Source organism: Raoultibacter timonensis, from assembly GCF_900240215.1.
GTDB classification, from domain to species: domain Bacteria; phylum Actinomycetota; class Coriobacteriia; order Coriobacteriales; family Eggerthellaceae; genus Raoultibacter; species Raoultibacter timonensis.
In genome coordinates this window covers 2,384,371-2,391,649 of the sequence record NZ_LT964679.1, presented here as the reverse complement: position 1 = coordinate 2,391,649, position 7,279 = coordinate 2,384,371, and the positions used below count along the sequence as shown (strand labels likewise).

The 7,279-nt window shown below is 61.4% G+C and carries 6 protein-coding genes; 3 read left to right on the top strand and 3 right to left on the bottom strand.

What is annotated here, in order from left to right; translation table 11 throughout:
- The 3 genes from C1722_RS16990 to C1722_RS10465 all read left to right on the top strand — a co-directional run.
- A partial coding sequence (locus C1722_RS16990) for a cell wall-binding repeat-containing protein (protein ID WP_180995146.1) occupies positions 1–258 on the top strand: 258 nt, incomplete at its 5' end.
- Between the two features lie 196 nt (positions 259–454).
- Positions 455–820 carry a VOC family protein gene (locus tag C1722_RS10470; RefSeq protein ID WP_102379177.1) on the top strand — a complete coding sequence of 122 codons (366 nt, stop codon included), beginning with the start codon at positions 455–457 and terminating at the stop codon, positions 818–820.
- A gap of 182 nt (positions 821–1,002) precedes the next feature.
- On the top strand, positions 1,003–3,579 hold the full coding sequence (locus C1722_RS10465; RefSeq protein ID WP_180995145.1) for an InlB B-repeat-containing protein: 2,577 nt from the start codon (positions 1,003–1,005) through the stop codon (positions 3,577–3,579).
- 67 nt (positions 3,580–3,646) lie between these two features.
- Here the strand turns inward: C1722_RS10465 and C1722_RS10460 are convergent, their stop codons facing one another.
- Genes C1722_RS10460 through C1722_RS10450 form a run of 3 tightly spaced genes read right to left on the bottom strand, consistent with a single transcriptional unit; the run spans position 3,647 to position 7,273 of the window.
- The gene (locus tag C1722_RS10460; RefSeq protein WP_102379175.1) at positions 3,647–3,847 is read right to left on the bottom strand and encodes a hypothetical protein; all 201 of its coding nucleotides are present in this window, start codon (positions 3,845–3,847) and stop codon (positions 3,647–3,649) included.
- Between the two features lie 46 nt (positions 3,848–3,893).
- On the bottom strand, positions 3,894–4,715 hold the full coding sequence (locus C1722_RS10455; protein WP_102379174.1) for a 4Fe-4S dicluster domain-containing protein: 822 nt from the start codon (positions 4,713–4,715) through the stop codon (positions 3,894–3,896).
- Between the two features lie 2 nt (positions 4,716–4,717).
- Positions 4,718–7,273: a molybdopterin-dependent oxidoreductase gene (locus C1722_RS10450; protein WP_102379173.1), complete on the bottom strand. Its 2,556-nt coding sequence runs from the start codon at positions 7,271–7,273 to the stop codon at positions 4,718–4,720.
- Positions 7,274–7,279 lie beyond the last annotated feature (6 nt).

Here is a 7,279-nt window from a genome sequence, read left to right as displayed (position 1 = left end):
GACAAGCACGCCGACGCGCTGGCGGGCGGCGCGCTGCAGGGCCGGGACTCCTCGGTCATCCTGCTCACCAACCCGAAGTCTGCCTACGCGCCGGCGCTCTCGATGGTGGCCGGCCGCTCGGGCGAGGTGGGCGAGATCCGCTTCTTCGGCGACGAGAACGCCGTGGACGTCCCCGTGGTGCGCGCCTTCGTCAAGGCGGTGCCCTACGACTCGGTGGCGTGGAAGCCCTCCGACGAGGTGGCGGTGCCGCTGGATTAAGGATGCATGTCCCCGGGCCGAGACCGCCGCAATCGTAGCAGGCGAGCCGACGCGGCATCCGAGTAGCATCGGGTGCCGCGTTTCCCTTTGTACAGCTTTCCCGACGAGCGGCTGTTCGACCGCGCTTGCCGTGCTATAGTTTCCCCGTGAAAACGAAGCGGTATGCGTACCGAACGGCGTGCGGAAAGGAAGCGGTATGAAAGCGAAGATGGTGCATGAATGCATCCATGTCCTCGACCTCGAGGCATCGATGGGATTTTATGAGCAGGCGCTCGGCTTGATGGAGGTCGATCGCATCGAGCCCGACGACGGCAGCTGGGCCATCGTGTACCTGGGCAACGATGCCACCGATTTTCGGCTGGAGCTGACGTGGAATCGCGGCCGGATCGAACCGTACAACAACGGAAGCAACGACACTCACCTCGCTTTCGCGGTCGATGATATAGAAGCCGCCCGCGAACTTCATGCAAAGATGGGCTGCATCGTTCACGAAAACAAAAACATGGGGATCTATTTCATTGCCGACCCCGACGGGTGTTGGCTCGAGGTCGTACCGCACTAGACTGGTTTGATTCGGCTCCCATCCGCATGCTCGGGTGGGAGCTTTCGTTTGCCCCCGCGATGCGGTCACCCGCTTGTGGAATCCTACTATTTTACTATCAGTTTCGCTCCATCTATGGCATAATCAGTAACATCTTATATATAAAGATGAATATATAGATGAGCAAATCGAAAGGATGCCATATGAAAGCACCGTTTCGCAGAAGGGCGTTCACCTGCGCGATAGCCGTTGCCCTCGTGACGGCAATGGCTATTCCCATCGGAGCCTTCGCGGACACCGGTTCATCGTGGAGCTTCGGTGAGGGACTGCTCGGCACGCCTGTTGAGCCAAGCCGGGAAACCGTTATCGACGTTCCGAATCTGCCGGTAAGCGTTGAGGAAACCGACGACGAGGAAGCGCGCGACATCGGTAGAGGCGATCTCGCACTTGGATCAGGGGCTTTCGATACAGCGCCCTTCGATGAAAACGTTTCTGCTGCGCCGCTCTCTTCGGCCGACATCGTTATTTCGGCAGGCGGGGCAACGACGCTCACGCTCTCCGAGACAACCTATACCCTGAGCGGAGCGCAAAGCGGTTCGGGCATACTCGATGACGATACGTCCCTCGTTGTCGACGAGGGAGTAAGCGGTGCTCTTACCATACAGGGCTCGGGCGCTTTGCAGAGCATGCTACTCCGTTCCTCCGATGGTGTACGGGGACTCGAATGCACGATCGATACGGGTGCTAACGTACGCGTGTCCGACAGGGTGGAAACGATGGACCTGAACATCTTCGGATCGCTTGACGTTACGAGTGCTGCGGTTTTGGATGTGAGCCCCGAATCGTACTCAGCCATCATCGACGTGTGCGGTTCGCTGTACATGAGCGGTGCTTCGCTTACGGGTCGAGCTACATCCCCTGCGCAGAGTGCCTATTTTCTCCTCATCCGCGACACGCTCGAATCCGCTCCGAGCAATTCGATGGTGTTTGACGGCAGCACGCTTGCCATCACCTCCGATTCTGCGGGTGTTGCAGTGCTGGTTTCTGTTGACAGCCAGGATATCTACGTGAACGACAGCTCGATGTACGCAGAGCAGGCTCCCGGGTCTATGGGAGTCGGGTTCTTGTCGAGCTCGGAAGGCCCTGATTACGGAACGATGCACCTCGACGAAGGCTCGTATGTTGAGGCCCATGCGCCGAGCGGTACTGCCATCATCTGGAAGACGGCGCGGCTTTCAGGCGATGCGCAGGTTGTTGCCGACGGTGGCGAGAGAGGCGCCCAGATACACTATCTCTACATCGGCGATCAATCTGCTCCGAGCAGCGCAACCATCACGGCTACGAGCCCCTTCATCGCGCTCGAAGTGCTTCGCACTACCGAGGTGTACGGTGCGGGCAGTGCGATTCCCTCCATTATCGCGGTCGCCGACGATAGCCAAGGCGGCTATGCTTCCTTCGGGGCCATCATTTGCAGGCCGATACTCGTGAACACCTTCGTGAGCGCAACGGCGACATCGGCTACGCAGCCTACTACGGGTATGCAGATATACGACACCCACAACGGCTTCGATGGAACCCCCGATCCCGATCCGCAGGCCTATTTCGAGCATGCCACCCTCGAGGCGACAGGCACGTCGGCGGGCGTCCAGATGGTGTCGGTTGGCGAGATGCCGTTTATCGGATGCGATGTGCTCGCCACGGTGAAGCACGCGACGAAGCCCGCCGGGTTAACCGAAATATCCGCCGGTATCGTGTCGCTTAACGGCACGTATCGATTCTCCGATTCGATCGTGGATGCCTCGGGCGGCCAGTACGGATGGCTGAGCAACCAGGACGACGAAGGCATGGAGAACCGGGCAACCCGCGTATACGCCGAAGACGGATCCGATCTGACGCTCGAAGGAGAGCGCTCGGGCATTGCAGTCAACTCCCACGTCGAAGCGAGCGGAGGCTCGACCATAACGGGCATCGCTCTGGCCGTTAATCCGCTGAACGGCGGCGAGAACATCCCCGCCGTACACGTATCGCAGCCCGTGCCGGGAGCAAGCGAGATTCGAGCCGACGGCGGTACGATCACCGAGGTGTACCCGACCCATATCGGCTGCGCGATCGCTCCGAGCGAAAGCGAGTCGTTCAGCCCCTATGCGATGTCGTGGAACCTGACGAACCCGCAGCGCTACGCGTGGAGCGTCGACACCCCGAACGTGGAGCTTGCTGCGGACGCCGCGGGCGTGTATACGGCATCCGATACGGGAAGCGGCATTCCCAACGTGACGGTCACCGGGACGCGCACGGCAGCGCACGCGGCGGAGCCGGTTGTCGTAGGCGGTAGCGGTTCCGCCCATAACGTCGTGCTGCTCGCCGATATCGGGCCGCAGGCTCCCGATACGGTGACGGTGCGCTTCGAGCCGAACGGCGGCGCTCCGAAACCCGTCGACCAAACGATCGAGAAGGGGCAGCGTGCGACCGAGCCGACCGGCGCAGAAGCGCCTGTCAGGGAGGGATATCGATTCGCGGGCTGGTACACCGACGCTTCGCTGAGCTCCCGATGGAATTTTGCGAGCGCGGTACAGCAGGACATGACGCTGTATGCGAAATGGGACACCACTGCGAGCGTCCCGACGAACCCGACTCCGACGCAGGGTTCGAATGCGGGCAAGGGCTTCGCTCCGCGAACGGGCGATCCGATGCTCGATGCTGCCTTAACGGTAGCACTGTTCACCGTCGCCTGTTCGGTGATAGCGTTGGGCGCGAAGCTCCACGCCCGCCGAAGGGCCTAACCTGATCGGAAACCATCAGCGGCCCGACTATAGCCGGGCCGCTGCCGTTCTTCGGCCGGATGGGGCTTTATGCGCCGGCGGGCGGATCGGGGCGCTTGGGCGCTTGCGGCGCTTGGGGCGAGCGGGGAAGAGGTACTGCCGAGGTGTGGGCTGCAGCTACCTCGCTTCCGCATGCGGGGCATTTGGCTGCTCCGACGAACAGGTCGGCTCCGCACTTCGGGCAGACGTTCTCCTGGTCGCTTTCGATGGTGGGCGGTCTAAAGCACATGGATCCTCCAATCTGAATCACGTGGTTTGCATGCATGGGAGGCGGACTACGCCTTCGGGTACAGCCTCACCTCGCCCATGTTCTTGGCCTCGCGCAGGTCGTAGTCGGTGAAAACCCGGGGATAGTAGCCGTCGATCATCACTTCGATGGTGTAGAATCCCGGCTCGATCGCATTGACGGCGAAATCTCCGTACGTGTCGGTCTGAGTACGATAAATCGAACCCGTGACCTGGTGGGTTGCAGTTACGCATGCGCCGTCGAGGGCTTTGCCTTCCTTGGGCGAGATAACGCCGCCGGCGACGAACGGCTTGTGCGTTCTGATGTAGGCTACGCGCGGGTTCGTTTCCTCGTCGGGCATGAGCCGTTCGAGCGGCGCGGGGAGATCGCGCTGGTTCAGGCTTTCGACATCGACGTACTGCAGGGCGTCGGTCGGGCAGCCGCGGACGCAGCGCGGAGCGTCCCACCCCTCGTCGAGGAGGTGCGCGCACATCGTGCACTTCTGCGATATGCCGAGCTGGGGGTTTTCGAAAACAGCATCGTAGGGGCAGGCGGCGCGGCAGGTTCCGCATCCTTTGCAGGCGACGGGATCGATGATCACGATGCCGTCGGGCCGCGTGTAGATGGCGTTGTTCGGGCAGACTGCTATGCAAGGGGCGTTCTCGCAGTGTTGGCAGAGCACGGGGGTGCGCTCGAGGCGCATACGCGAGCCGCTTCCCGTTTCCCGCTCGTCGATTCTGATCCAGAACTGTCCCTTAGCCTGAGGCGCGGCGATGGGTGTCCAGTCGTTGTCGGTGTGCTCGTCTTTGCACGAGATCTGGCAGTTGGTGCATTGGATGCACAAGCTGGGGTCCACCAGGATGGTTTTCATGGTTATCCCTCCCTGTTCCAAGTGCTCCACGCGCCGGCGAAGCCTTCGGGGTATCGGTTGCTCAGAGCGTCGAGGTCGGCGGCTTCGATCTCGATCATGCACGAGTTGTAAGCGCCGCTTACGTAGTGGTCCGACATCGGTTCCGCCTGGGTGAGTACGTTACCGTCGCCGCCGCGGTCGAGCGCGCCTGCTTCCGGATCGACGGGATCGTTCCATGCGCCGTAGGTGAGCCATGCCACGCCGGGCGTCAATCGGTCGGTCACCTTGACTCCCGCGAGCACGCTTCCCCGATCGTTGAACACGCGGACGATGTCGCCATCGCTCAGCCCTCGGTCAGCCGCATCTGCGGGGTTGAGGCAAACCGGTTCGTACGGATACCCATCGGGGCCGTACACCTTGTAATTCTCCGAGAGCCACTCCACGTCGTTGTATTTGCCGTGGAATCGGAACTTGGGGTGCGCCATGCACATCTGGAGCGGGAACCTTTCGGCAAGCGCCGCGTTTGCGGGACCCTCCCGCTCGGGGATGTAATGGGGGACGGGCGGTATATCGGGGTTGTCGGGGCCGTACTTTTTGAAGAGCTGCGTCGAGAATATCTCGAGCTTCCCGGTCGGGGTATCGACGGGGTTCGCCTCCGGGTCTTCGTAGAACCCTTTCATCTCCTTGTTGGGCTTGTAGTTCGTCGGCGCCGGCCAAACGTAGTAGCCCTTCTCCTTGAACGCCTCGTACTCCATCGGAATGGTCGTGGTGTCGTAGATCTTGCGGATGATCGTCTCTTCGGTATTGCCTTCCAGGTAGGTATCGCCGTATCCGAGCCTTCGCGACAGCTCTTCGAAGATTTCGAGGTCGGTTTTGCTCTCGCCGATGGGCTTGATCGTCTGCTGGTGGAAAACGGCGCTGCGCAAGCCCATGCCCGAAGCGCCCATCTGGGCAACGCTGCCCGGCTCCGTGATGTCCTGGTGCTCGAAGGCGGTTGTGATGGGCAAAACGAGATCGGCGTAGCGGCACTCGCGGTCGAACCAGGGCGCGCATATGACGATCGTTTCGATCGAGGCATCGCGGTATGCGATGATATCGCGCTTGTGATCGGGCGGGTTGGTCATCGTGGATCCACGCTGCCAGATGAAGTGCACCGGCGAGCAGCCCTTCGCGGGGTAGGTGGCCTCCTCCCAGAACATTTCGGCGTTGAAGCTGTCCATGTGCCCGCCCCGCCACTGCTGCGGGGGATTCTTCACGCAGTCGTTGAACTTCTGGAACGTGATGAACTGCCTGACGATGTTGGGCGTGTAGTTGTCCATGACCACGTTGATGCCGCCATCGACGTACCCCGTCGGCCCGATCTGGTTCTGCGCATCGTAAGGGCCGCAGAGCGTCAGTACCGATCCGACCGCGTTGACGCCCGGCTTGCCCAAGCCCTGCATGGCAAGCAGGGTTGCCTGCATGCGGGTGTGCTCGTGGGCGTACTGCCGCCGGCAGGTGCCGCTGAACAGCGACCACAGCGAGGTCGGCTTCGACCCCCATTCGCGTGCGAGCGCTTGGATGGTATAGGCGGGGATCCCGCAGATTTCCGCTGCCCATGCGGGCGTCTTTTCGATCCCGTCCTTGTCGAGCCCGAGGATGTAGCTCTTAAACGATGAATTGGCAGGTGCCCCCTCGGGCAGGTGCTCCTCGTCGAAGCCGATGGCGTGGGTGTCGAGATACGCTTGGTCGTACGTGCCCTCGACGATCCACGTGTGTGCGATTGCGGCTGCGAGCGCCGCATCGGTTCCGGGCACGATGCGCAGCCACTTCGCATCGACGGCGAGCCCGGTCTCGTTGTAGAGCGGGTCGATGAGGACGAACGATTTGCCGAGGTCCTTGAAGTACTTGAGCGCGCGAGCCGTGTCGATGCCGCTGTAGATGTTGTGGAACAGCGGCTCGGTACCCCACAAAACGATGAGGTCGCTGTCTTCAGCAACGTCCTGCAGGAGGTCGGTTGAGGGGATGAGGCCCTTCAGCGGCCAGTATCCCCATACGAACGTTGCGCCCGCCGCCCATCCCTCCCATGAGTTGGGGGAGAACTCGCGGTACGTGCCGCCCACCATGTTCCAGAATCGGTAGAGATCGCTGTAGAAGTAGTGCACCTGCCCCCATTCGGGGTGGGCGCAATGCGACCAGCAGAATGCGGACGGTCCGTACGTGTCGATGATGCGCCGCATCTCCCGTTCGAGGATGTCGTACATCTCGTCCCACGATATCCGCTCGTAGCCGCTGATGCCGCGATTTTCGGGCATCCTGTTTCCCAGCGGCTCCCAGTCGACGCGCTTGAGAGGGTGCTTAACGCGGTTCTCGGAGTATATGATCTGTTTCGAGGCCGTTCCCCAAGGGAGCAGCGGTTGGGTGAGCGGAGGTTTGTACGTCTTACCGTTGACTTCGATGTTCCACGATTGCACCTCCTCTGGATCGAAGTGCATCGGTTGCAAACGGACGATGCGGTCGTCTTCGACGTCGACGAACAATGCTCCGGCTGTCGTGCATGTTGTTTTTCGCTCGATGCCCGTCCCTCGTTTTTCCGTCATAGCATG

What these genes read in the sequence shown, in the direction of transcription:
- C1722_RS10450 (WP_102379173.1), bottom strand. Translation starts at nt 7,273, where the DNA reads ATGACGGAAAAACGAGGGACGGGCATCGAGCGAAAAACAACATGCACG.
- C1722_RS10460 (WP_102379175.1), bottom strand. Translation starts at nt 3,847, where the DNA reads ATGTGCTTTAGACCGCCCACCATCGAAAGCGACCAGGAGAACGTCTGC.
- C1722_RS10470 (WP_102379177.1), top strand. Translation starts at nt 455, where the DNA reads ATGAAAGCGAAGATGGTGCATGAATGCATCCATGTCCTCGACCTCGAG.
- C1722_RS10455 (WP_102379174.1), bottom strand. Translation starts at nt 4,715, where the DNA reads ATGAAAACCATCCTGGTGGACCCCAGCTTGTGCATCCAATGCACCAAC.
- C1722_RS10465 (WP_180995145.1), top strand. Translation starts at nt 1,003, where the DNA reads ATGAAAGCACCGTTTCGCAGAAGGGCGTTCACCTGCGCGATAGCCGTT.